23 protein-coding genes are annotated in these 20873 nt (G+C 63.0%); 11 read left to right on the forward strand and 12 right to left on the reverse strand.

Going from position 1 to position 20873, the window contains the following annotated elements; all coding sequences use genetic code 11:
- Positions 1–61: 61 nt before the first annotated feature.
- Positions 62–1075 (reverse strand): LacI family DNA-binding transcriptional regulator, encoded by a 1014-nt coding sequence (locus ACP7BH_RS12255; RefSeq protein ID WP_425985582.1) that lies wholly within the window; start codon positions 1073–1075, stop codon positions 62–64.
- Positions 1076–1312: 237 nt separating this feature from the next.
- Between ACP7BH_RS12255 and ACP7BH_RS12260 the strand changes: the two genes are divergently transcribed.
- A complete protein-coding gene (locus ACP7BH_RS12260; protein ID WP_425985585.1) occupies positions 1313–2713 on the forward strand; it encodes a tyrosine-type recombinase/integrase in 1401 nt (466 codons plus the stop codon).
- 150 nt (positions 2714–2863) lie between these two features.
- Here the strand turns inward: ACP7BH_RS12260 and ACP7BH_RS12265 are convergent, their stop codons facing one another.
- Together ACP7BH_RS12265 and ACP7BH_RS12270 are read right to left on the reverse strand one after the other, a co-directional pair.
- Entirely contained in the window at positions 2864–3283 is a 420-nt protein-coding gene (locus ACP7BH_RS12265; RefSeq protein ID WP_425985587.1) for a BLUF domain-containing protein, read from the reverse strand.
- A gap of 370 nt (positions 3284–3653) precedes the next feature.
- Positions 3654–4103, reverse strand: a complete 450-nt coding sequence (locus ACP7BH_RS12270) for a response regulator (RefSeq protein WP_372691172.1) — start codon at positions 4101–4103, stop codon at positions 3654–3656.
- Positions 4104–4455: 352 nt separating this feature from the next.
- On the opposite strand from ACP7BH_RS12270, the gene ACP7BH_RS12275 reads away from it, so the two are divergent.
- Positions 4456–4737, forward strand: a complete 282-nt coding sequence (locus ACP7BH_RS12275) for a hypothetical protein (RefSeq protein WP_372691173.1) — start codon at positions 4456–4458, stop codon at positions 4735–4737.
- A gap of 145 nt (positions 4738–4882) precedes the next feature.
- Here the strand turns inward: ACP7BH_RS12275 and ACP7BH_RS12280 are convergent, their stop codons facing one another.
- Positions 4883–5059 (reverse strand): hypothetical protein, encoded by a 177-nt coding sequence (locus tag ACP7BH_RS12280; RefSeq protein ID WP_372691174.1) that lies wholly within the window; start codon positions 5057–5059, stop codon positions 4883–4885.
- Positions 5060–5278: 219 nt separating this feature from the next.
- Between ACP7BH_RS12280 and ACP7BH_RS12285 the strand changes: the two genes are divergently transcribed.
- The gene (locus ACP7BH_RS12285; RefSeq protein ID WP_372691175.1) at positions 5279–5524 is read left to right on the forward strand and encodes a hypothetical protein; all 246 of its coding nucleotides are present in this window, start codon (positions 5279–5281) and stop codon (positions 5522–5524) included.
- A gap of 183 nt (positions 5525–5707) precedes the next feature.
- Here ACP7BH_RS12285 and ACP7BH_RS12290 read toward each other — a convergent pair whose 3' ends face one another.
- The gene (locus tag ACP7BH_RS12290) at positions 5708–5995 is read right to left on the reverse strand and encodes a SemiSWEET family sugar transporter (RefSeq protein ID WP_372691176.1); all 288 of its coding nucleotides are present in this window, start codon (positions 5993–5995) and stop codon (positions 5708–5710) included.
- A gap of 176 nt (positions 5996–6171) precedes the next feature.
- A complete protein-coding gene (locus tag ACP7BH_RS12295) occupies positions 6172–8787 on the reverse strand; it encodes a PAS domain-containing protein (protein ID WP_425985589.1) in 2616 nt (871 codons plus the stop codon).
- 1216 nt (positions 8788–10003) lie between these two features.
- Between ACP7BH_RS12295 and ACP7BH_RS12300 the strand changes: the two genes are divergently transcribed.
- Entirely contained in the window at positions 10004–10600 is a 597-nt protein-coding gene (locus tag ACP7BH_RS12300) for a DUF4142 domain-containing protein (RefSeq protein ID WP_372691178.1), read from the forward strand.
- A 470-nt stretch (positions 10601–11070) separates the two neighbouring features.
- Here the strand turns inward: ACP7BH_RS12300 and ACP7BH_RS12305 are convergent, their stop codons facing one another.
- A complete protein-coding gene (locus ACP7BH_RS12305; protein WP_425985591.1) occupies positions 11071–11340 on the reverse strand; it encodes a hypothetical protein in 270 nt (89 codons plus the stop codon).
- Positions 11341–12628: 1288 nt separating this feature from the next.
- Positions 12629–15298: a DNA ligase D gene (ligD, locus tag ACP7BH_RS12310; protein ID WP_425985593.1), complete on the reverse strand. Its 2670-nt coding sequence runs from the start codon at positions 15296–15298 to the stop codon at positions 12629–12631.
- 120 nt (positions 15299–15418) lie between these two features.
- On the opposite strand from ligD, the gene ACP7BH_RS12315 reads away from it, so the two are divergent.
- On the forward strand, positions 15419–15655 hold the full coding sequence (locus tag ACP7BH_RS12315; RefSeq protein ID WP_372691181.1) for a DUF5961 family protein: 237 nt from the start codon (positions 15419–15421) through the stop codon (positions 15653–15655).
- 66 nt (positions 15656–15721) lie between these two features.
- On the forward strand, positions 15722–16573 hold the full coding sequence (locus ACP7BH_RS12320) for a Ku protein (RefSeq protein WP_425985594.1): 852 nt from the start codon (positions 15722–15724) through the stop codon (positions 16571–16573).
- On the opposite strand, the gene ACP7BH_RS12325 is transcribed toward ACP7BH_RS12320, so the two are convergent.
- On the reverse strand, positions 16570–17103 hold the full coding sequence (locus tag ACP7BH_RS12325) for a hypothetical protein (protein WP_425985596.1): 534 nt from the start codon (positions 17101–17103) through the stop codon (positions 16570–16572). The genes ACP7BH_RS12320 and ACP7BH_RS12325 overlap by 4 nt on opposite strands.
- Positions 17104–17475: 372 nt before the next feature.
- On the opposite strand from ACP7BH_RS12325, the gene ACP7BH_RS12330 reads away from it, so the two are divergent.
- Complete coding sequence (locus ACP7BH_RS12330; RefSeq protein WP_425985598.1) at positions 17476–17961, forward strand: hypothetical protein; 486 nt, start codon at positions 17476–17478, stop codon at positions 17959–17961.
- Here ACP7BH_RS12330 and ACP7BH_RS12335 read toward each other — a convergent pair.
- Positions 17958–18215, reverse strand: a complete 258-nt coding sequence (locus ACP7BH_RS12335) for a DUF6894 family protein (RefSeq protein ID WP_425985600.1) — start codon at positions 18213–18215, stop codon at positions 17958–17960. The genes ACP7BH_RS12330 and ACP7BH_RS12335 overlap by 4 nt on opposite strands.
- 165 nt (positions 18216–18380) lie before the next feature.
- On the opposite strand from ACP7BH_RS12335, the gene ACP7BH_RS12340 reads away from it, so the two are divergent.
- The 3 genes from ACP7BH_RS12340 (at position 18381) to ACP7BH_RS12350 (ending at position 19237) form a co-directional block, all read left to right on the forward strand.
- A complete protein-coding gene (locus ACP7BH_RS12340; protein WP_425985602.1) occupies positions 18381–18542 on the forward strand; it encodes a hypothetical protein in 162 nt (53 codons plus the stop codon).
- 67 nt (positions 18543–18609) lie between these two features.
- Positions 18610–18789: a DUF3606 domain-containing protein gene (locus ACP7BH_RS12345; RefSeq protein ID WP_425985604.1), complete on the forward strand. Its 180-nt coding sequence runs from the start codon at positions 18610–18612 to the stop codon at positions 18787–18789.
- Between the two features lie 298 nt (positions 18790–19087).
- Entirely contained in the window at positions 19088–19237 is a 150-nt protein-coding gene (locus ACP7BH_RS12350; protein WP_372691188.1) for a hypothetical protein, read from the forward strand.
- 191 nt (positions 19238–19428) lie between these two features.
- On the opposite strand, the gene ACP7BH_RS12355 is transcribed toward ACP7BH_RS12350, so the two are convergent.
- Complete coding sequence (locus ACP7BH_RS12355; RefSeq protein WP_425985606.1) at positions 19429–19818, reverse strand: AlpA family phage regulatory protein; 390 nt, start codon at positions 19816–19818, stop codon at positions 19429–19431.
- The gene (locus tag ACP7BH_RS12360; protein ID WP_372691190.1) at positions 19811–20089 is read right to left on the reverse strand and encodes a hypothetical protein; all 279 of its coding nucleotides are present in this window, start codon (positions 20087–20089) and stop codon (positions 19811–19813) included. Before ACP7BH_RS12360 ends, ACP7BH_RS12355 begins: the two co-directional genes overlap by 8 nt.
- A gap of 276 nt (positions 20090–20365) precedes the next feature.
- Between ACP7BH_RS12360 and ACP7BH_RS12365 the strand changes: the two genes are divergently transcribed.
- The gene (locus tag ACP7BH_RS12365; protein ID WP_425985608.1) at positions 20366–20854 is read left to right on the forward strand and encodes a MucR family transcriptional regulator; all 489 of its coding nucleotides are present in this window, start codon (positions 20366–20368) and stop codon (positions 20852–20854) included.
- The last annotated feature ends 19 nt before the right edge of the window (positions 20855–20873 follow it).

Raw genomic sequence — 20873 nt, forward strand, 5'->3', positions numbered from 1 at the left:
TGTCATCCTCCTCACGTTCTTGGACGTGTTAGCGCTAACATCTTTTAGCGGGAGGCGGATGTCAATCGCTGGGCGAGGCGGTGCTTTCGCGGGCGATGAATTCGTGAGGAACCGGGCCGTCTTCCTCCCCGCCCCGCCCCAGGATGACGGCGGCGGCGCGGGCCATTTCGGCGACGGGCTGGCGGATTGTGGTCAGGGTCGGCCAGACGCTGGCGGCCAGATAGGTATCGTCGAAACCCGCCACGGAAATGTCGCCCGGCGTCGACAGGCCGGCGGCGTGAACGGCGGCCAGCACGCCCGCCGCCATGTCGTCGTTGCTAGCGAAGATGGCAGTCGGTCGCTGCGATCGCGCCAGCAGGCGTTGGCCCGCCTCGAACCCCGACCGATAGGTGAAGTCGCCCGCCTCGGCCCACAGCACAGCGCCGTCGATCGTATCGACAGCAGCCTGGGCGCCCTGGCGGCGGTCGGCGCTGGCGCTCTGGTCCTGGCGGCCCTCGACGAAGCCGATCTGGCGATGCCCCAGGTCCAGCAGATATTGCGTCATCTCGTGCGCCGCGCCCCGGTCATCGACCCGCAGGGAGACCAGCCCGTCGCGCATGACGGGCGCCGCCAGCACCACCGCCTTCATGCCGCTGGCCGCGATGGCGTCCAGGGTCGCAGCGGATTCGCCCAGCGGCGGCGGCACGATCACGCCCTGCGCCCCGCCGGCCGCCAGCCGCCGAACCGCCTCGCGCTCCTCGTCCGGCGCACCGGCCCGCGAAGGTTCGATCAGCAGCAGCAGACCCACCGACCGCGCCCCCTCAAGCGCGCCCGAAAGAACCTCGGCCAGATAGGCGTTCGACGGGTTGGCGTAGAGCAGCCCGATCCGCCCGCCCCCGGCCCGCGCCAGGATCCGCGCGGCGGGATCGGGCACATAGCCCGTCTCGCGAATGATGGCCTCGACCTTCTCGCGCGTCGCCTCACGCACGCGCGCATCCCCATTGACCACACGCGACACCGTCATCGGCGAAACACCGGCCAGGCGCGCGATGTCGCCCATGGTGTGATTGCGGTGCGGGCCGGCTTTGGTCGTCATAGCCACCTTGAGTAGCGCGGACGCAGAGGGATGGCGACCCCGGAGGGACTCCAACCCCCGACCTCGGCTTTAGGAACAGGTAAATCGTCTATTTCACGTTGTTTCAACAGTTCTCAATCTTATTCACTTGCCCATGTAATCAACAATTGGTTGTTTTCCGTTAATCACGGCGTAACCTCGAGTTTCTGCACGCTGCACCCCCAGCGTACCCCAGATCCTGCGGAGGGATTCTGTGTCATGCCGACCATAACGCTGACCGACCGATACATCCACGCCATCAAAGGCGTCCCCAATCAGCGACTGGAAATCTTCGATCAAAACTGTCCGGGCCTGCATCTGCGGGTCACTGGGACAACCAAGTCATGGGCGATGCGATATCGTGCCGCGGATGGACGACACGCCCGTCATCGCCTTGGAGAGTTTCCGACGGTGAACCTTCGCACAGCGCGACTTGAAGCGGGTCGTCTGCGCGAAATGATCGGACATGGCGGCGATCCCGTTCGCGAACGTCAGCTGATCAAGGAACAGGCGAGGCTTGAAGCCCTGGACACGTTTGGCAAGCTGCTCGCAGCCTACTGGGTGGCGTGCGAAACCGGTGAGTGGCAGCCCAAACGCAAGCGGAAGCGCGCGACGACCCTCAAATATGAGAAGCGTCTGTCTGAGCGGCATATTGAACCTGTCCTCTCAAACCAGCCACTTGCGAGCATCAAGCGCTCGACGATCAAGGCGCTGCTTCGCGACATGACGGCGAAAGGGATCGGGGCGCAAACCAACCGTGTCCAGGCGCTCATTCGTCAAGTCTTCAACTTCGGCATTGGCGAGGAGTTGGTCGAGATCAACCCAGCCATGGGGTTCGCGGCGCTGCACTCCGCCAAGCCTCGCCGCCGAGTCTGGAAGGACCCGGAGCTGCGACTGCTCTGGAAAGCCTTAGCTGGCCACACTCCATTGCGTACCCCCCAAGGCGACAGCGTCTATGTAAGCAGACCCGTCCGCATCGCCTTGCAGCTTGCGCTCCTGCTCTTGCAGCGCCGGACCGAAATCGCAGGCATGGACCTGGCCGAACTGGATCTCGACCAGGCGGTCTGGCTGATCCCTGCTGAGCGGATGAAGTCGGACCGTCCTCATCAAGTGCCGCTGCCGCCGTACGCGGTCACGCTCATTCGCGAGGCAATAGCCCTGACCAAGCTTCCATCAGATCGATTGAAGGGGCCCGTTTTCCCACATCAACGGGACTACACCGAGCCCATGCGCGCCGACGCGATGACCAGAGCAATGGACCGGCTGAGGGATTGCATCGGTGTGGAAGACGCGACGGTCCACGATCTGCGGCGCACTGGTTCGACCGCGCTAACCAGCGAAAGACTAGGTGTCAGTCCTTTCATCCGCTCGAAGGTCTTGGGGCACGGCACCGACGCGGGCGGCGGTGCTCAAGTCTCCAGCACCCACTACGACGCAAACGAGTATATGGTGGACAAGCGCGCCGCTCTGCGTGCGTGGGAAGCGCTGCTTCTGCGGATTGTCGAACACGGGCCCAGCGCCACGAAACCTTCCACTCACGTCGGCATCATCCGGAGCTCAATGTTCGGCCTGATGGCCGCCAACGACGCCGAACCGGTGGTCTTGGCGCAGGAACACTAGCGGCAGGGCGTAATGGGCGTCTGCTTCATCTCGCTCGGTACAGCGATCGGCCGACTTGCGCCACAGCGTCCAAAGGCCATCTGAGTTTGCGCTTATGGTTGGGGCTGCGAAAAATGGCGGGTGGTTTTGGGAAATAGGTAGCCCTTGGGTCTATAGAATTCCGTAGAGGCTCTCGGGCCGCTTGGTGAGTTCCAAGAGGGCGCTGACGACCTGAGCCCCAGTCCCTGTTTCGTTTATGATACGAAACGACTGCTCTTTCAGAGGCGTGTGATCGGGGAGCGCCATCACCCAGGACTCGAACAAGCGCCCGGGAGCGGGCCACCTGCCGAGGATGACGATATTGTCGTGACGGGGGTCTGCGGCAACTCGGGCCATCAAGGCGTCGATCGCCACTCCGGGACCTTCAACCACGTGGGTGAAATGACCATCGGGTTGGGCAAGGCAGCCGGTAATGCGATCGCGTTTATTGTTTCGCCGTGAGACTTCGAAGATGGCCTTCACGGCCGTTGTATCGTCCGGCGCCACAAGCGACCGGCTCCTGTACACCAGCCTCGTGAGCGACTTCGGCATCCCGGTCCTTCCATGCAAGACCAAGCGCCACACTCTGCCACGCTATGCGTGCGTCAGTCGCACCCGGATAGAAGTCTGAGCGGCGTCATTAGTTGCCGCGCATGTATTCCGAGGTCTAAGTTGACGTCCAAGCCAACGCTGCCGTTTCCGCGTGGCGGTTTCAGTCGCTGTGGCCCTGAGCCGGTCAGCCGTCAATCAAGGCAGCGCCACCAACCTGCTCTGCCGAGTAGACCGCATCACCCCGAAGAGGGCGCCGGGATTATTCACCGCAAGCCGGCGCCCGGGTTTGAGCGCTGGCGCCGATTTTTTGCACGAGGTTGACGCTTTTCATGGCGAAACCCATCGCCCGTTCTCTCGTATCGCCCCCCGCCTAGGTTGCCGTCGCGAACTCGGAACCAACTTCGTCAAACACTTCGAGGCCATTAGGCTTCGGCGGTGCAATGTGCCCCTGAAGGCGAGCCAGGAGGTAGTCCACGGCAAGCACCATGTCGGCGGCGTCGTAGGGCTTCGGCAGCGAGGCGATCGCAACCGTGCTCGCGGATCGTGCGCGGCTCACCTGGCCGCTAATCAGCAGGACGGGTATATCCAGGATCTTAAGAGCTTCGGCCAGTTCGACGCCGTCGTCTCCATGAGCAAGCTGAATGTTCACCAGCGCCAGATTGGGCGGGCTGCCTTGCGCGACTTCAAGCGCGTCGGCGATGCGGTCCGTCAAGTCGAGGACTTGGTATCCGGCATCTTCCAGTTCTCCCTTGAGGGCAGTCGCGATGAGTACATCGTCCTCAACGATCAGTAGGGTGTTGCCCGCTCGCAGTGGGGTCATCGTCTTTCCTCGAGATTCGGCAGCGATCGAAACTAGCGCCACGCGCTCACTCACACTCGCCCCCTGACCTCCTCAAGGCGCCAGGTTGTGCAAGGTTCCGCCAGCCGGCTTTCCGGACCGAACGTCGCGGATAGCGCCTGGGCGACGCGCTACCAGCTGCATCCAGCGAGACTTAATCGCGTACCGGATTGCGCCGCTTATTCCGGCTCGCTCTTTCGGAGGGCGGGCCCTTCGTCGATGAGCGTGCTTCAAAACCTGGGTGAGACGCCTCCGACAAGTCGTCTGAGCCAAACAACGAGGAACCCTACCGATCGTTGTCGGTTCAATCGGCTTCATAGGGAGGATCTACGTCATGGCTACTGAACATGAAGTGCGTCGGACTGACGGCACGGTTGAAAGGACAACCACCAATGGGACGGCTGTCGAGACGCGTCGCGGCAGCGGCATGGGCCCCATCGTTGCGCTGATCATCGGCCTGCTGGCGGTTCTTGTAATCGGGTACTTCCTGATGAACATGAGCAACAACGAAGCAGTGGAATCCAACGCGATCGCCGGCGCGGCCGAGAGCGTTGGCAATGCAGCGGACAATGTTGGCGACGCCGCGGGTTCCGCAGTCCCTTCTTCCGACCGATAAATTTGTTCACGGAACCCAGCCCGTCATCCGGAAAGGGTGGCGGGCCTTTTAGCGTGCCTCCCGGGCCACCTGGGCCGGGCTAGATTCCTGCAAACTCCATCGACTAATAGGCGCGAGCCTTCAGGCTCCGCTATCGACGCCAAGATCAGCGTTTGAATAGCGACAGAACCAAATCGTCGCCGTCCAACACATCCAGCTGCTGGATGCCCTGGTGTGCATAAAAGTAGTCGGTGGCGAGGCACGTGGCGTCGTCAATGTCGAAGCTCGGCAAACGCATCTTCGTAATATTTTGGCCAGGTTCAATGATGCGCATCCAGTACATAGCGTCACTCTAAGACGCTGCATTCCGTCTATCTACCGTCAACACGCCTAGGACTGGAAAGCTGTCGAGAGGGCCGTGTACATTTTGAAGGTCGTGTGTCCCCGGATCGAGCGGGCGGCGTAGATGTCGCCGATCCGCCGTGGAAAAGGTGGGGGAAGCTGTCGTCTGTCCACCTTCCGACACAGGCGAACGTCGGGGCTCCAAGCGGATTCGAATTGGATGCACACATTCGTCTTCGACAGCAATGCCGGGGCTGAGACCTCCTTATCCTGGTCCTGTGATCTACCGGACATCAACGTCGCGAAGAGGCAGGCGATAGAAACATTTGCGCACCTGCTGCTTCATGATGGCGCTGACTTTTGGAGCCGCCCTGCCGTTCAGATGACGGTGTCGAACCTAGAGGGGATGGTGTTGGTCAGGATCGATCTGGCGGCGATGGCGCCAGCATCGTCGCAGCGGCCCTAGAGGAACCGCGAGCGGCCCGTCAGCAGCTTGAGCAGGACGTCAGCGCCGATCAGTAGGGTGGCCAGCAAATTCATTCAAAGACACCATGCCGCCACTAGAGAGATCCAGTCACCATAACGATTGGTAATCCTCCAGGCTCCGTTTTCGAGGCCCCTCCCTCCGGAGAGCGGCCTTCTTCTGCGTTCACAGGTCTTGTGTTTTCGGGTCGCCGTCTCGGAAGCGCCATTTCATGAAGAGCACTCCCGACGCCATCACGAGCGCGAAACTGTTGGACACGGTCACCGGCCAAGCCTGGGTCATCACGCCGTACACGACCCACAGAATGAAGCAGGTTACGGTCAGCGAATATGTTTTGAGGCTGACTGACGAGGCGTCTCGCTCCCTCCAGATTTTGACGCCTTGCGGCGCAAAGCTGGTTATGGAGCAGATGGCGGCAGCTGATCCGACAATATTCGCTACGAGGTCGTTCATGCCTCCGCAACGGCGCTGGCCGAACCCATGTTCCAATGCGCGAGAGCGTACCCCGGCGCCCGCCTCACGGCCTGAAACATCGCAAGCCGCACCACCGCATGCCTGCGCCGATCAGTCGATGCGTGTTTTGCAAGAATTTTTGCAGGCTGTTGACCCGGGCCGACCAGCCGCCTCGGTCATCCAGAATCCCCCTCCAGTATAGACCTCACCCGCCGAGCCAGCGCCTTCAGTTCGAACGGCTTTGTCATGATGTGCATGCCGTCCTCGAGATTGCCTCCCGTGAGCACGGCGCTCTCAGCGTAGCCGGTGATGAACAGCACCTTCAGGTCGGGCCTCCTGGTCCTGGCGGCATCAGCCAGCTGCCGGCCATTCATGCCGCCGGGTAGCCCCACATCCGTAATTAGAAGTTCCGCCGAAGGCGTGGCGTTCAAAAGGGCGAGTCCCGACCGCCCATCCTCCGCCGCAACGAAGTCGAAGCCCGCGTCAGCGAGAGCTTCGGCCGCCAGCATGCGGATCGGCGCTTCGTCGTCGACAATGACGACCATGGCTCTCCGCGCTTGTTGCTGTGGTTGCTCATCCGCGTCATTTGCCGTCTCCGGCGCGACGACGCCCCGGAACCGGGGAAGGTGAATAGAGACGTTCGTGCCCTCGCCGGGGCGGGACGCGATGTTGATTTGACCGCTCGATTGCCTCACGAACCCGTAGATCATCGATAGTCCGAGACCCGTACCGTGGCCGAGAGGTTTGGTGGTGAAGAATGGATCGAAAGCCCGCGCGATCGTCTCCTCCGACATACCGACTCCCTTGTCAGCGACACTGAGCCGGACATAGTCTCCGAGCGCGCACTCAGGGCCCAGCACCGTTTCGTCGGCGATGGTTACGTTAGCGATCGACAGCGTCAGGTCGCCGCCGTCGGGCATCGCGTCCCTGGCGTTGATGCACAAATTCAATAGGGCGTTTTCGAGCTGACTGGCGTCGACGAGAACCGGCCATGGCTCTTCCATCGCGACCGTTTCCAGCTTGATGGCGGGGCCCACGGTCCGCTGGATCAGATCCTCCATCCCGCGTGTGAGAGAGAGCACGTCCGTCGCCTTCGGCTCTAGGGTTTGCCGGCGAGAGAACGCCAGCAGTCGGTGGGTCAATGAACTGGCCCTCTCGGCTGCGGTCTGGGCCACGCCCACGAACCGTTTGGTGTCCTCAATCCGTCCCTCTGCGATCCGCTTGGCCACCATCTCCAGGCTGCCGGAAATCGCGGTGAGCAGATTGTTGAAATCGTGCGCGATGCCGCCGGTCAACTGCCCTACGGCTTCCATCTTCTGGGCCTGCCGCAGCGCGGCCTCGCTGGCCATCAACTCGGTTGTTCTCTGCTCGACCGTGCGCTCGAGCGACGCAGCGAGCTTTGCAAGGTGGCGTTCCGCCCGCCGCCTTTCGCGTGCGGCAAGGGTGCGTTCTCCCACGTCGCGCATGAACTGCAACTCGTCATCCAACCAGACGCGGGGCGAAGCGTTGTTCGCGTAGAACAGGGCGACGGTTTCCCCTTGGTCGCGCAAGGGCATGTTGACAACCGCGAGCGCCGAAATCGCCTCCAGGGCCGCAACCGTGTCCTTCGTGCGCGAGTCGAGACGCGCATCGTCGAGGACGACGGTCTCGCCGCGCTTCAGGTCCTCGATGTAGCTCCCGTAGTCCCGGAAGTTGAGGGTGCCTGCCAGGCTCCGAATCCCCGGGGCGTTCCAGTCTCGCTGGATGGTGATGGTTTCCGTCGGCCGGTCGACGACGCCGAAGCCGACGCGATCAACCTCGAGAGTCGTGCCGGCGATTTCGCAGGCCGCGTGTGTCAGCTCGTCAGGGTCGGGGGTGTCGCGAACCGCGTCCGCCAACGCCATCAGCGCCGAGCGCAAACGCTCGGCGCGCACGCGTTCTGTAATGTCCGTGGTCACGCCGGCGATCCGGAGCGGTCTTCCGTCGGCGTCATGAATGAGGATTCCGCGGGCCTCCATCCATCGGATCGAGCCGTCTGGCGTGACGACGCGGTGATTGACGTGATAATCAGCGCCCTGGTCGATCGTCGCGTCGCTCTGAGCCCGGACAGCGTCTCGATCATCCGGGTGGATGAGGCTCTGTCGGTCTTCGTAGGTGAACACCGTGTCGGCAGGCCAGCCCATCAGGGTCTTGTAGCCGTCGGAAGCGACGAGCGTGCGAGTGCGGACATCGACGCTCCAGGCGCCTAGTCCCCCCGCCCGCATCGCAAGGTCCAGCTCGCGCTCGCGCTCGCGATCGACATGCAGACGGGCGGTAAGTTTTGCGCTCAGCGCGGCATTGTCGGACTGCAGATCGTCGAGCCGCTCGCGTTCGAGCGTGACATCGACCTGACTTGCGAAGAAGTAAGCCAGCTTGCCGTCGGCATCGAACACGGGCGCGAGCAGCAATCGGTTCCAGAACGGCTGACCGTCCTTGCGATGGTTCCGGATGTCGATTTCGATCGGCTGCACCGATGCGACCGCGTCATGGATCCGTCTGATCGTTTCCGGATCTGTCTCCGGGCCTTGGAGGAAACGGCAGTTCCGCCCGAGAATTTCCGCTCGCGTATACCCCGTGAGCCGACAGAAGGAGTCATTGGCGAATACGACAGGGTTATCGGATTGCCGCGGATCGGTGATGATCATCGGCATCCGGGTCGCCCTTACCGCGGCCACAAACGGATCATTGGAACTCTCGAGTCCCAGGACTTCACTGGCGATCCGTTCGGCATCCCGTTCGGCTTTGGGGGATCCGTCTGCAGTGGGCGGGCTCATGGGCTTCATCTGCCGTGAACTTAGCTGTGACGCCTTGAAACTCTCGTGACGCTCGCTGGTTCACACAGCAAAGCCAATGGGGGCGCCGTCCTGAATAGATGGCGTGGACGTGGTCGAACGGGAAGAAAGCCATTCGACAGCGTTTCGCCGCCGCTTGCCCGGGATCGAAGACGGGCGACAGGGCTGCAAGGGGTCGATTTAGGTCCTTCGCCTGGACGACAAAAGCAACGGCTGGTTAAGCGACGGCGGCAAGCTGAGTTGGCCAACCTGCAGCGACAGCGTGGCGAACCTGTTCCAGGAGACGCGTCGCCTCTATCGGCTTGGAGATATGGCCGTCAGCGCCAGCCGCCTTCCCGCACGGCGCGCCCGAACCATGGTTTTGCAGCCCCGCGCGCTGCTTCCGAGGACCGGCGATCCTCCGGCGCCCGCCATTTACGATCGTACGACCAACGCCCGCACATCTTCCTCTTCGGCCATCGCGGTACGGCCGCCATCTAAAGGATCGTGGGATGACGGACAAACCGGACTTGGCTGTCGAAAGCCCGCCGCCATGGTCGCGCAGATGCAGGCCCTGAAATCTTGATCGTCGCCCCCCGGACCGGACTAAACGGCGGCCTGAACGGTCATGACCATGGTGTCTGGAGCAGCGCTCAAAGGCGTACTGAACAAGGGGAAACTGAACGACGAGTTGATCGTTGAGCGCCGATTTCGTCAGTTCAGCCCAATATCCGCAGGTTCATGAGCACCACGCAGCCCGTTAAACCGATGCCGAGCAGGAGAAGGCCAGTCATCACAAGCCAGCTGCGATTGCGCCGTCGTTTCATGAGCGATTTATTATCGCGAGGGATCTCGGTTTTGAAGCAGATTTCAACGGAACGCGGCGAGCGGCCTGAACCTAGGAGAGGAAAGGCCGCCCGCCGCACGGAGTGGCGTGTGCTACCGGACCGCCACCCTCTCAGGCCGGCTCCGTCGAGACAACGACGTGAGGTTCACTGTGTTCCAAAAGTGCTGACCGGAGTGGCGGGCCGCATCCGTCCCTCCTAGGGCTGATGTCCGCTGATGGCCAAGAGATTCGGCGTCATTGAGGATGCGCCTCTTTGCGCCAAGGCCGCCTCACCAACAATGATGTCGGCCGCTCCGGCGTATGGGCGTTATCCGAGGGTCGGAACCTCAAGTGCGCGTGACGGGTTTCCCAGTTTTATAGGGAGACCCTTCCATGAAATATCTCACCCTCGCCAGCGTCGCATCGTTGGCCCTCCTCGCCGCCTGCAACCAGGGTGGCGACAGCGCCGCCCAGAACACCGGCGAGGCCGTCAACGCCACCCAGGACGCCACCTCCGGCGTTGTCGGTCAGACCTCGGCCATGACCATGGGGGCCAACACCGTCGACGGCTTCGTCACCGGCCTTGGCACCGGCAACATGTACGAGCTGGAAGCCGCCAAGGTCGCCGAGGCCAAATCGACCAACGCCGACGTCAAGGCGCTGGCTGCGATGATCACCAAAGACCACACCGATGCCGGCAAGAAGCTCGAAACCGCAGCCGCTGCTGCTGGACCCAATGTCGTTATCCCGACGGCGCTTGACGAGCGTCGGAAGGGCATGATCGACAATCTCAACGCCGCGACGCCAGGCGACTTCGACAAGGTTTATCTGGAACAACAGGTCGCCGCGCATAATGAGACCCTGACCCTTCTGAACGGGTTTGCCGACAACAGCGAAGCGCCCGGGCTGGCGAGCCTGGCTCGCGAACTGATCGCGCCGGTCACCATGCACCGCGATCGCGCGAAGGCGTTGCTGGATGCGATGAACTGAGACCCTTCGACTGAATAAGAAGACCGCCGCCCTGGGTTAGGGCGGCGGTCAGGTCGAAACGGAACGAGACGGTTCTTCGCAACCGGTCGCGATTTCACAACCGTCATCAGATCTGTCAGGTTCCACTCCGGGATTGCTGACATGGCGACAAAAAGAAGCCTCATCAGATCGCGCCGGCGCCCGGCTCCAGCGCAGCCAGCGCCTCGCGTGCAAACCGGTCGCACAGTCCTTGTGGCGGCCCTCGACGATGCGACAAAATCAAGCCTGCCCCATCGAAGAGATGACCGTAGCGGAAGACGCATCCGGCATGTGGTGATCGCCGGGGTTGACCGATCCCGTCATCAGACATGCAGCGGCGGGGAGTGATCGACTAAACCGCCTCGCAGCCCTGGAAAAGGCCACTCTTGCTGACCCGGAATATGTGGCGCACTTCTCCTTTCAACGGAGAGCCCAATGATCAGATTTCTCGATCACACACGAGCGCGAAGCGGGCATTGGAGGGTCGGCGTCTGGTTGGGCGGAGCCGGTCTTCTCATCATCCCCTGGATCGCTATGCGGTTTACCCCGTCGGTCGCATGGACGGCTTCCGACTTCGCCGCCATGGCGGGCCTATTGATCAGCGCCGGTCTCGCCTTCGAGGTTTTGATTTCAAAGACGATGAAGCCCTTGCCGAGACTGGTTATCGCTTCGACGATCATCGCCAGTGTTGCGCTGATCTGGGCTGAGGGCGCGGTCGGCATATTCCACTGATCCTATGTTCCCGGTCATTTAATTCGCCATAGCGCTGCAACTCGCGCCGATACCGCCATCGTTCCGCGACAGCCTTAAACGTCCGCCTACCCACACGGCACGAATATGGCCGCATCGCCTCGCCGGACGTCCTTATCGAACAGGCCACACAGCGCGTTCTGAGCCGATCGCGCAAAGGTAAAGATCCCCGATCGGCTGCGCTCAAATCTTTTGCTGGAGGCGTGAACGGTCGCAATCTCCGGAATCTACAGTAGGCGGCGTGCTTCGATCGTCCAGTAAGAGTGCTCCTAGCGCCCTTGGTCGAAGACGACCTCGCGGCCGTAGCCGCTGAGACGCCACTGGAATGCGATAGATTTAAGCCTTTCACTGCTACTGCCACCAAGACGGCCAAGGTCAGTCTCCAGATGGTGAGGATTGGATTTCGCGGCTAAGCCGCAGTCGTCTCGGTTCGTGCTGGAACGGCGGCCGGCGGTCTGGACGGCGGAAAACGTCGCCCAGGCCGCCAATCGTTTGAAGCAACCAGCATTTCGAAGAGTGTGAAAGTGTGCAGACCGACGGCGCGGATTGGCTCAGGCCGCGCCCGGCGGCTTGGTCAGGTGAAAACACCGGCTGAGCCGCCACGTTCGGGTGCCGTGTCTTTGAAAATGTGCAATGACCCGCTGGCGGAAAGCTAATGCTGATTGGTCGACCGCAGGGACGCCCTGTATCGTCCCCCACGTCGGGGCGTCCCACCCGGACTTCGACGCCGAACACAGACCTTGGCCGTCAGGCCAAAACGCACACCTTCCACTTCCACTATGGGCGGCAAGCAGGCATTTGCCTGAGTCCGCAGAGCGGGTTTTGGCCAACAATTCTGTCAACGGATTGACTGGTATACCGTGTCAAGCCGGTCTAGCGCGGCGGAGTTTGGCGCGCGTTTTCGGCCGGCCGTCGCCAAGCCGACACAGGAACGCGCCGGGGCACGCGCCGTTGGCCTGCCATGCCTCGCATCTACGAATTTCGCTATCACTACGGCGCCTCGCCCGATCCGGCGATCGAACACGCGGACCTGACCGATGACGCCCAGGCGGCGGTCCGAGCCGTCCGAGAATTGCTCGGGATGCCGAGCCGTCACGCGGTCGAGGTCTGGCGCGAGGGGGTCCTGGTCTTCGGCAGAACGCGGGCTCGACACTTGTCAGGAGACGGCGCAATCCGCCATGACTTTACAGTCCTGCAATCAGTAACGACCGACTCGACAGTCTAGAGACCGTTAATCGGAACGCCAGCCGGTAAGCCGAGCTACACCTTGCCGAGCCGCTTGATCGCTGGACCGAGAGGCCGTTCGCCCTCGCAATAGTCGTCCCAGGCGGTGAGTTTCCGAACCAGACCGGGGACGGTCCGGACAGTATATTTCATCGGATCCAGGCCCTTTTTCACCTGCGACCAGGTCAAGGGCATGGAGACCGGGGCCCCCGGGCGGCCGCGGGGCGAGAGCGGGGCGACAGCGGTGGCCATGCGATCGTTGCGAAGATAGTCGAGGAAAATCCGCCCCGTACGGTCCTTTTTGGCCATGGTGATCAGGAAGCGGTCGGGAGCATCTTGGGCCATGGCTTTGCAGACGTCTCGCGCGAAGGCCTTGGCCGTGGGCCAGTCGATCCCCTTGGCCGTCAGCGGGGTGACCACATGCAGCCCCTTGCCGCCGGTCGTCTTGCAGAAGCTGATGAGGCCCAGATCGGTCAGCCGGTCGCGAACCTCCTTGGCGCTGCGGATGACTTCCTCGAACGCGACGTCCGGCGCCGGGTCGAGGTCGAACACGAGGCGGCCAGGCTGTTCGGGCGCAAAGGGCTCGCTGTTCCAAGGGTGAAGCTCCAGCGCGCCGGTCTGGCCGGCCGCGATCAAAGCCTCCACCCGATCGAACTGCAGATAGGGCTGGCGATCGCCCCAAACCGTGACCTCGGTGATCAAGGACGACTGGCCCTTGCCCGAATGGCGCTGAAAGAACTTTTGATCCCCGTTGATCCCGTCGGGCATGCGGATCACCGAGCAGGGGCGGCCCTTCACATGGCGCAGCATCCACTCCCCGATGGCCCCGTAGTAGTGGGCCAGGTCGATCTTGGTCACCGGCCGGTCGTCGCCGGCGTCCGGCCACAGAACCTTCTCCGCGTGGGATATGGTGATCCCCTTGACGACCGCCGAGCCCTTGGGTCTCACGGTGGGGGTCTGGACCGTGGCGGTGGGTTTCACCTTGGCCGCAAGGGGTTCGGCCAGCTCGGTTTCGGCGGCGTCGGCCGGGACCTCGGCCTCGACCTCCGACGCTGGTTTATCCTCGCGCAGGCCCTTGAAGGCGGCCTGCCGGATTGAACCGTCGCCGGTGAAGCCTGCGTATTCGATCTCCGCCACCAACTGGGGTTCGACCCAATGAACGCCGGCGGCCTTCTTGGGGGCGCCCTTACCCGTGAACGGACTCTCCGGCGTCTCGAGCGCCTTGAGCCGGGGCATGATGCGCGCGACGGTTTCCCGCCCAAAGCCGGTGCCGATCCGGCCGACGTGGACCAGGGCGCCGTCGCGGTATACCCCCGCGATCAGGGACCGGAAGGCGTCGCCCGTCGTGGTCCAGCCCGCGATGACCACCTCATGGCCCTGGCGGCATTTGGACTTGGTCCAGGTATCGCTGCGGCCGGAGTGGTAAGGCGCATCCAGGCGTTTGGACACGATGCCTTCGAGGTCCATGCGGCAAGCCGACAGGAGCACCGCATCCCCGGCCGTCACGAAATGATCGACATAGCGAAGTGTGGCGGGGGCCTTGGCGACGGCGACCTCGAGTCTGGCCTTGCGTGCGGACAGAGGCAGGGACCGTAAGTCCTCGCGCCCCTCGAACAGCAGGTCGAAGACGAAAAAGACCAGGTTCTTCGTCTTCCCCTCGGAAATCGCCGCCTGCAACGCCGCGAAATCCGGAGCGCCGGTCGCATCCAGGGCGACGACCTCCCCGTCGTAGATCCCGTCCTTGAGCTTCGCCCCGGCGGCGACGATCTCCGGAAATTTCGCCGACCAGTCGAGTCCTTTGCGGGTCAGGAGGGTGGCCTTGCCGCCGACCGCGCGCAGCTGCATCCGGTAGCCGTCGAACTTGATCTCATGAGCCCAGGCCTCGCCCTTGGGCGGCTTCTCGGACGATTTGGTCAGCTGCGGCTCGACGAAGGTCGGCAGGGTTGAGACCGTCTGACCCTTGGCTTTCGATCCGGACCGCGCTTGCCCGGCCGGCGACTTCGCCCTTTTGCCCGAAGGCGGCGGAGCGGAGCTTTCCCGCTCGCGATTGCTTTGCCAGACGGCCCCGGCGTCAGGTCCTGCGGCCGTCATGAAGGATTTGACCTTCCGGCGCTTTCCCTCGGCGATCTCGGTCATGGTGCGCTTCGAGGCGATCGACCGGTCTGCATCGGTCGGGCCGCCGACATCGCCGTCGACCGCCGCCTCGTCGCGGTGTTTGATCAGCATCCACCCCGGCTTGGACTTGGAGACTTTGTCGGCCTTGAACCGGACAAGGACCCAGGACCCGTGCATTCGCTCGCCCTCCATGACGAACTTGAGCTCGCCCTTGGCCAAGGCTGCGCCGATGTCCTCGAATCCCTTTTCGGGGGCCCAGTAACCGCGGTCCCACAGCATGACGGAGCCGCCGCCGTACTGACCCTTGGGAATGGTCCCCTCGAAATCGCCGTAGTCGAGCGGATGATCCTCGACTTCCATGGCCAGGCGACGGTCCTTCGGGTCGAGCGACGGTCCCTTGGGCACGGCCCAAGAGCGGAAGGTTCCTTCGTACTCGAGGCGCAGGTCGAAATGCAGATGGCTGGCGGCATGCTTCTGAATCACGAAGCGCAGGGCCTCGGACGGCAGGACACGGGCGGCCTCACCTGAAGGTTCGGCCGTCTGCGCAAAGTCGCGCATCCGCTGATAGGTCGAGAGTTTGGAAGGCGCCATGGTTCCGATCCTGTCCGTCCTACTCGCTCAACGAACACGGTCCGCACACGATCCATGCAGGATCACCCGTCCGAATGAATCCTTTTCCAGACACAGGCGTTTGATCGGCAGGAGATCGCCATGCCCCCTCACGACACCCGCAGCTTTCGGGTCCACGCCCGCCATGTCGACGCCCACCTGGCCCGGGTGGTCGAGGAGGCCTCGTTCGAGGCGGCCGCCGTCGCCTATGTCGAGGATTTCCATCCGCCCGTGACCGACAGCCCGGACATCAGCGTCATCGTGCGCGATGTCGCCTCGGGACACGAACACTGCTTCAGAATCGACCTGGAGACGGGGGACACCGCGCCCTGCGGATAGGGAGCGATTCGTTCCCCGGAGTCGTTGTGGTTCCGAACGGCCGATATGCACGCAAAGGAATCTCTGATGGCGTCACGCCCAAGCTGGCAAGGACATCTGAAGCTGTCCCTCGTCACCTGCCCGGTGGCGCTTTACACCGCGACCAGCTCGGGCGGAGACGTCCATTTCAACCTGATCAATCCCAAGACCAACAACCGGATCAAAATGATCACGACGGATCCGGACACCGGGCCGATCGAGCGGTCGGACCTGGTCAAGGGTTATGAGGTCTCCAAGGGCGAGTACATTCTTCTGACGGATGAGGAGATCAAGTCGGTCAGGCTGGAGAGCACCAAGACGATCGACATCGAGCGATTCGTCCCCGGCGACGACATTGACCGCCTGTATTGGGACAACCCCTACTACCTCGCGCCGGACGGCAAGATGGCTCAGGAAGCTTTCGGGGTCATCCGCACCGCTCTGGAGCGCTCCGGCCAGATCGCCCTCGCCCGGGTCGTCATCTCGACGCGGGAACGGATCCTGGCTCTCGAACCGCGCGGCAAGGGCATCCTCGCCTACACGATCCGCACGGACGCCGAGGTTCGCAAGCCAGATGCGATCTTCGCCGGCATCAGCGACGCCGAGCCCGATGCGGACATGATCTCGATCGCCCAGCGCATCATCGAGCAACGGGAAGGGCCGTTCGACCCCAGTCTGTTCGTCGACCGCTACGAGGAGGCGCTGAAAGCGCTCATCGAAGAGAAGCAAAAGGGCCACCAACCGGCCAGGGTCGCCGAGCCCGAAGACACCAATGTCATCGATCTCATGTCGGCGCTGCGCGCGAGCCTTAGCGGCAAGTCCAAACCCGCCGCCAGGAGCCCGAAGGCAAAGACGAAGGCGAAGGCGGCCGCAAAACCAAGAGCCAAGAAGAGCGCCTAATCCGTCCCGCCGGCCTTTCGGTAGACACTGCGCGCCTCGACCACGGCCGTCGTCGCGGCCCTGCGTTTCTGGACGTAAAGGGCCTGTGCCGCGCTGCGGGCGGCGTCCAGTTCCTCCTGTTGTCGCCGGAACGCGGCCTCCTCCGCCCTTCGCGCCCTGTCGACCGCGCTGAGCGACGCCTCAGCCTTTGTCAGGGCGCTGCGATCCGAGGGCTGGGCTCGGGGTCGTGACGGAGCGACCGGTTTTGCCGCCGTCTTGAGGGCCGGGCGCTCGGGCGCGTCTGGCAGGATGGGCAGACTCGTCGCTTCTTTGGCGAACGGCGCGTTCGAGCCGACCGCGCGCTTCAGCACGACGCCAGGCTGGGAGAGGGCAGCCGCGATCGCCTCCGGATCCTCGACCTCATGCGCCTGACCGAAGGCGAACAGATCCTGTCGTGTTTCCCACGCCCGCAAGGCGGCGGCCCGGCTCGGAACAGCGACAATGGTGTCATAGAATCCAAACGGCGCCTGGAAGACCTTGAGGCGGCGCACCGGCGTCTTTCTCATCGCTGATCCTGTCCCTGGGCTTCTCGACAATTCTCGGCCAGGGGAGTCGTTCCCACCGGGTGGTTCGAGGCGTCAGAGGCTCGCGGTCACCCGGATCGTGTACTGGTCCTGCGAAGGTAAAACCCCTGCAGGAAGATCCCAGGTCGACAAGACCTGGCCGGCATGGCCCGTACAGTCGTCATCGCCAAAGCCGGTCGCCTGCAGAGTAGGCGGGGTCGACGCCCGATAGCCGCTCTCTCGCTATGGGGCGGTGGGCGCGTTCGGCCTCTCACCTTCCCGGCGCGTCGCCGCTACGCCGTCGATTTCGATCAGTTGCAACGACATTGGGCATCTCACGCCCAGCACAGCAGACTCCAGATGAACGCGTCCTCCCTCGTATCGCTGAACGTCTGGCAGGGCCGCTGGGCCAACGACAAAAGCCGCCTGACGAAGCAGCCCAACCCGGGAGCCGAAGTTGACCGCCCCTCTCACATGGACAGACTCCACAATCGCGTGACGCCGTGTCAGGTTCTGAAGGAACCAGGAGCATCGTCGATGGGAACGGAAAGCATCACCGAGGATGAGTTGGAGGCCTTCCACCAAAGGCTCCAGGGGCCTTTGGGTGAGGCGCTTCGAAAAACGGGCGTCATCCTGGAACGCCGGATGCGCGATCGTGGTACGTCGTGGGACGATCTTACCGATGATCAGGTGGCTGACGCCTTTGTCTCGGCATTTATGGAAGCGGCGCCCGAGGCCTACCCGGATGTAGATCGATGGACGATCAACAAAGCCCTCGCGGTCATGGCCGACACGCTCGCAATGGAGCTGGCCGCGAATGCTCCCGGCGGCCGCGCGGTGAACTAGCTCCCCTTGGGATGGGGATTGTGCAACGCCGGCGCCTTCACCGCGCTCAGATCCAGGCAAAACAGCATAAGGCCTGTCTCGTCCGAGACTGTCATCGTCACGTCTTCAGACATCCAGAACTGTGAGCCGTCTTCACTCAGCAGCTCTCCCAGCGTTTGGATCGCCTGAACCTGCGCCTCTCGAACGCTACCCAGGTCAGCGTCCCAGCTCTGGCGTCCGTGAACCCCGGCGTCGCTCTCAAATCGAAATATCATGGTCCGCTTACGGACTTGGCCTCATTTGGTTCCCGGCCTGGTATAGCGCCCGCGAAGCGAGAGAGCCGCCCGCTTCTGAGCGCTGACGGCCCGGGCTCTCACGCCAAGGAGAGTGGCGTCGCCAACACTCCACGCCACGTCTTAAAACCGCCGTGCGGGGTTTCTGTGCAGAGGACTGACCTGACCCTGGGAAGACGGACGACCCTCTTCAACTCGCGCGCGGGCGTGGAGCTGGAGTGCATCGAAGACGCCTTCGCCTTGAAGACCGTCGCCTCCCCGACGGATCCCATCATCCTCGACGGTCTGCAGCGCGGGCTTATCGATTGACCGACACCCGACACAGGAACAGGTGGTGGATTGCTGAGTTTTTCCTCGGTCAAAAAAGGAGAAAATCGTGACGGACGACAAATCCAAAAGCGGCGGCGCGGATCGCCGGCGCATCAGTTTGACCGAAGATTACGAAGTTCGAGATTGGGCGGCCAAGTTCAACGTGAGCGAGGAACGCCTACGCCAAGCCGTCGACAAGGTCGGCGATCAGGCCGATGCTGTCGAACAGGAGCTGCGGAGCCGATGAAAACCGATCAGCAAGCCGAAGCCGCCCTGCCGCCAGGTGTCGCGAAGGGCCGTCGTCTGGATACGACCCCGGAAGAGCAACAGCTTCAAGCCGGCGGCATTGGCCCCGGCGGTCAGGTCGGTCCGGATCCAACCACCCGCCGACTTCAGGAAGGCCGGACTTACGCGACTGACGAAACGCCAGGCCACGAGGGACCCATCTCCGGTTCTCCCGGTACGGCCAGTCCGACGCGTCCGCATGGAGACGGCGGCGCTGCCGCATCTGTCATCTCGACAACCGCACAGCGGAGGACCGCCTGATGGAAACCTTCCCCTGGGGGTTCGTCGTCATCGGCGGACCCGCGATCCTGCTTTGCGTCATCGTTTACGGCTACCTACGCGGCGCAAAGCGAGACAAAGAGATCGATCCCAATACACCGGGTGACGACCCTTCGAAGGGGATGAAATAGGCCCTAGGGCCGCGTCCGGGATGACTTCGCCATCCGACCTCTTCGTCCCTACGTCGCTTCAGCGGCGCCTCTACCGCCGGCCGTCCGGTTTCCAAGCCCTCTTGGGCCGGCGAAGGGCTGACAGCCAGCGCTGCGCTGGAAAAGCCCACCTGACCTGACGGCAGTCGATGATCAGCGAGACTGACTTCGGTTCAGAAGCCGAAGTCGATCTGATTGGGCGCGACTGAACGGCCGCGCCCTCTGGATCGCGCCCTCGCCTCAGGCTCTGGCGGCGCGGGCTCGGAGTTCCGATCCGCCGCCTGCGCCACCGGGCCGGACTTCGGCCGCCTCGGCATGCCGGGCAGACGCGGGCGTTCCGGCGGTCGGAAGGCCGCTGTCGGGCGCGACCGCCTCCAGGCCATCACCTCCGTTTCCCACCAGCAGACTCGGCCCGGTGACAGGGAGACGGGCTTGGGGAAGGCGTCGATCTGTTGAAGCCGCCAGACTGTGGTGCGACTGATACCGGTAATGGCCTGGACCTCGCGCCAGTTCAGCATCCGGTCGCCCGGGCCGCCGATGTCCACGTCCTTTGCGTCATCCATGACGGCGCCCTCTCGCAGCGGCCGGGGCGCCGGTTCTGAGCTCGGACACCTGAGACAGCGCCCAAGCCCGCAGAAGCCCGCGTGGATAATAGGGTTTCGCGCGCACATGCCGGCATGGGGGACCGCCCGCGCCGACCGACCAGAGCCGCGCCAGACTGGCGGGCTTGAGCCGGATGCCGAACGCCGCGAGGAAGGCGGACGCCTCCTTGCGGGTCAGCAGGTCGTTCGCGCCATCGTCCAGGCCTGCCGCGTCGATGGGTTCGGGGATCATGGCCGCCCCTCCGGTCGACTGCAGGCCCGCGACGAACGCAAGACATCTTTCGTCCGTATAGTCCATTGTAAAATAACACGATTTCTGCACGCGTAAATGCCGTGCAGAAATCGTGTAGATTATTCGGCGCTTTAGCCACGAAAGATGGCGTGAATTGACGGCCGCGTCCAATAGGGTGGAGCCACTTCATCCATATTGACGGTGGGGCGTGACCAGCTTGGCAAGGCGACAGGCATTGTCCTAAGCAGGATCTGTTTTGAATATGAAGGTCTACCCATGGCTGATGACACATACACCCCCGCATCCGACGCGCGGGACGGCACAATCGAACTGGTCAGCGCCTATGTCTCGAATACCAACACGCGCCTCACGGCTGAAGAGTTTCAGACCCTGATCCGCGATACCTTCGCCACGCTTTCGAGCCTCGATGTTTCGCCGACTGGGGTCGAGCTGGAAGCGACGGCGCCGGATCGTAAGTCCAAAGCCGAGATCAAGAAGTCGATTGGCGACGCCGCCCTGATCAGCTTCGAAGACGGCAAGCCGTACAAGAGCCTAAAGCGCCACCTTGGGACGCGCGGTCTTACCCCTGAGGACTATCGCGCCAAATGGGGTTTGCCGTCGGACTATCCGATGGTCCATCCGGCCTATAGCGCCCAGAGGTCGGAACTGGCTCGCGCCATCGGTTTGGGTTCAAAAGGGCGTCAGGCGAAAGCCGCCGCTGCTCCTGCGCCCAAGACCCGCAAACCCCGCCAGCCAAAGACCTGATGGCAATGGCGGACGTTCG

The organism is Brevundimonas sp. TWP2-1 (assembly GCF_049897645.1).
In the GTDB taxonomy this organism is placed as follows: Bacteria; Pseudomonadota; Alphaproteobacteria; order Caulobacterales; family Caulobacteraceae; genus Brevundimonas.

What these genes read in the sequence shown, in the direction of transcription:
- ACP7BH_RS12255 (WP_425985582.1), bottom strand. Translation starts at nt 1,075, where the DNA reads ATGACGACCAAAGCCGGCCCGCACCGCAATCACACCATGGGCGACATC.
- ACP7BH_RS12260 (WP_425985585.1), top strand. Translation starts at nt 1,313, where the DNA reads ATGCCGACCATAACGCTGACCGACCGATACATCCACGCCATCAAAGGC.
- ACP7BH_RS12265 (WP_425985587.1), bottom strand. Translation starts at nt 3,283, where the DNA reads ATGCCGAAGTCGCTCACGAGGCTGGTGTACAGGAGCCGGTCGCTTGTG.
- ACP7BH_RS12270 (WP_372691172.1), bottom strand. Translation starts at nt 4,103, where the DNA reads ATGACCCCACTGCGAGCGGGCAACACCCTACTGATCGTTGAGGACGAT.
- ACP7BH_RS12275 (WP_372691173.1), top strand. Translation starts at nt 4,456, where the DNA reads ATGGCTACTGAACATGAAGTGCGTCGGACTGACGGCACGGTTGAAAGG.
- ACP7BH_RS12280 (WP_372691174.1), bottom strand. Translation starts at nt 5,059, where the DNA reads ATGTACTGGATGCGCATCATTGAACCTGGCCAAAATATTACGAAGATG.
- ACP7BH_RS12285 (WP_372691175.1), top strand. Translation starts at nt 5,279, where the DNA reads ATGCACACATTCGTCTTCGACAGCAATGCCGGGGCTGAGACCTCCTTA.
- ACP7BH_RS12290 (WP_372691176.1), bottom strand. Translation starts at nt 5,995, where the DNA reads ATGAACGACCTCGTAGCGAATATTGTCGGATCAGCTGCCGCCATCTGC.
- ACP7BH_RS12295 (WP_425985589.1), bottom strand. Translation starts at nt 8,787, where the DNA reads ATGAGCCCGCCCACTGCAGACGGATCCCCCAAAGCCGAACGGGATGCC.
- ACP7BH_RS12300 (WP_372691178.1), top strand. Translation starts at nt 10,004, where the DNA reads ATGAAATATCTCACCCTCGCCAGCGTCGCATCGTTGGCCCTCCTCGCC.
- ACP7BH_RS12305 (WP_425985591.1), bottom strand. Translation starts at nt 11,340, where the DNA reads ATGCCGACCGCGCCCTCAGCCCAGATCAGCGCAACACTGGCGATGATC.
- ligD (WP_425985593.1), bottom strand. Translation starts at nt 15,298, where the DNA reads ATGGCGCCTTCCAAACTCTCGACCTATCAGCGGATGCGCGACTTTGCG.
- ACP7BH_RS12315 (WP_372691181.1), top strand. Translation starts at nt 15,419, where the DNA reads ATGCCCCCTCACGACACCCGCAGCTTTCGGGTCCACGCCCGCCATGTC.
- ACP7BH_RS12320 (WP_425985594.1), top strand. Translation starts at nt 15,722, where the DNA reads ATGGCGTCACGCCCAAGCTGGCAAGGACATCTGAAGCTGTCCCTCGTC.
- ACP7BH_RS12330 (WP_425985598.1), top strand. Translation starts at nt 17,476, where the DNA reads ATGAACGCGTCCTCCCTCGTATCGCTGAACGTCTGGCAGGGCCGCTGG.
- ACP7BH_RS12335 (WP_425985600.1), bottom strand. Translation starts at nt 18,215, where the DNA reads ATGATATTTCGATTTGAGAGCGACGCCGGGGTTCACGGACGCCAGAGC.
- ACP7BH_RS12350 (WP_372691188.1), top strand. Translation starts at nt 19,088, where the DNA reads ATGGAAACCTTCCCCTGGGGGTTCGTCGTCATCGGCGGACCCGCGATC.
- ACP7BH_RS12355 (WP_425985606.1), bottom strand. Translation starts at nt 19,818, where the DNA reads ATGGATGACGCAAAGGACGTGGACATCGGCGGCCCGGGCGACCGGATG.
- ACP7BH_RS12360 (WP_372691190.1), bottom strand. Translation starts at nt 20,089, where the DNA reads ATGATCCCCGAACCCATCGACGCGGCAGGCCTGGACGATGGCGCGAAC.
- ACP7BH_RS12365 (WP_425985608.1), top strand. Translation starts at nt 20,366, where the DNA reads ATGGCTGATGACACATACACCCCCGCATCCGACGCGCGGGACGGCACA.